Origin of the sequence: Nitratireductor sp. ZSWI3 (genome assembly GCF_024655565.1) — a bacterium.
Taxonomy (GTDB): Bacteria; Pseudomonadota; Alphaproteobacteria; order Rhizobiales; family Rhizobiaceae; genus Nitratireductor.
In genome coordinates this window covers 1-645 of the sequence record NZ_JANKOF010000210.1, presented here as the reverse complement: position 1 = coordinate 645, position 645 = coordinate 1, and the positions used below count along the sequence as shown (strand labels likewise).

General features: G+C 68.7%; 1 protein-coding gene. It reads left to right on the top strand.

Annotated features, from left to right (window positions below; all coding sequences use genetic code 11):
- A partial coding sequence (locus NUU27_RS25450; protein ID WP_257765080.1) for a 2-oxo acid dehydrogenase subunit E2 occupies positions 1-645 on the top strand: 645 nt, incomplete at both ends.

The following is a 645-nucleotide window of genomic DNA, read 5'->3' as shown; positions in this document are numbered from 1 at the left end:
TGCGGCAAAGGCCGCCGCGCCGCGCGCCGAAGCCCCACCCGGCGCGCCGCAGCCGGTGGCGCCGCCCTCCGACGACGCCGTGCTGAAGCTGTTCGAGGACGGCGCCTACGAGCTTGTGCCGCACGATGCGATGCGCAAGACCATCGCCCGCCGGCTGGTCGAGGCGAAGGCGACCATCCCGCATTTCTACCTGACCCTCGATTGCCGGATCGACGCGCTGCTGGCCCTCAGGAAGCAGCTCAACGAGGCCGCCCCGACGGTGAAGGGCGAGGGCGGCGAGGAGCCGGCCTACAAGCTGTCGGTCAACGACATGATCATCAAGGCCTATGCCAGGGCGCTGATGGCGGTGCCGGAGGCGAATGTGTCGTGGACGCAGAGCGCCATGGTCAAGCACAAGCATGCCGATGTGGGCGTTGCCGTGTCGATCCCCGGCGGGCTGATCACGCCGATCGTGCGGCGCGCCGACGAGAAGACGCTGTCGGCGATCTCCAACGAGATGAAGGATCTGGCGGGGCGGGCGCGCAGCCGCAAGCTGAAGCCGGAGGAGTATCAGGGCGGCACCGGGGCGGTGTCGAACCTCGGCATGTTCGGCATCAAGGATTTCGCCGCCGTCATCAACCCGCCGCATGCGACGATCCTGGCGGT